Below are 608 nucleotides of genomic sequence, written 5' to 3' on the forward strand. Positions count from 1 at the left end.
CGCCCGCAGGGCGCGCCGCACGAGCAGCTGATCAGCTTCGTGGCCGACCGCCCGGGCCATGACCGGCGCTACGCCATCGACTGCGGCAAGGCCGAGGCCGAACTCGGCTGGCGCCCGCAGAAGACCTTCGAGCGGGCGCTCGAGGAGACCGTGGCCTGGTACCTCGCCAACGAGGGCTGGTGGCGCCCGATCCGCGAGGGCCGCTACAAGGGTGAGCGCCTGGGACTAAACGGCTGATGGACATCCTCGTCCTCGGCGGTGCCGGCCAGGTCAAGGGCATCCCGACCTCCGCCTACCCGACACCGGCCCGGCGGCCGGCCAATTCGCGCCTGTCCACCGACAGCCTCGCTGCGGCCTACGGCATCGCGCCGCGGCCCTGGCAGGCGGCGCTCGACGACATCCTGGACCGGCTCGTCGGGCCGGTGACAGAGGGAGTTTCCAAGCCATGAAGGGTATCGTTCTGGCCGGCGGATCCGGCACGCGCCTGCACCCGGCCACGCTGTCGATCAACAAGCAGCTCCTGCCGGTCTACGACAAGCCGATGATCTACTATCCGGTCTCGGTGCTGATGCTGGCCGGCATCCGCGAGATCCTGATCATCTCGTCGC

General features: G+C 69.9%; 2 protein-coding genes and 1 pseudogene. All 3 read left to right on the forward strand.

The genetic code is table 11. From position 1 onward, the window contains the following. Nucleotides 1-237: GDP-mannose 4,6-dehydratase (locus AC1DXK_RS31130; protein ID WP_477299726.1), on the forward strand; the 237-nt coding region annotated here is incomplete at its 5' end. 32 nt (nucleotides 238-269) lie between these two features. Next, nucleotides 270-449: pseudogene (locus AC1DXK_RS31135) on the forward strand (sugar nucleotide-binding protein); the annotation flags it as partial. After that, nucleotides 446-608 (forward strand): sugar phosphate nucleotidyltransferase (locus tag AC1DXK_RS31140; RefSeq protein WP_447703559.1); only part of this gene is annotated, 163 nt, incomplete at its 3' end. The pseudogene AC1DXK_RS31135 and the gene AC1DXK_RS31140, both read left to right, overlap by 4 nt.

It is taken from the genome of Methylobacterium sp. P3_A11 (assembly GCF_056403155.1).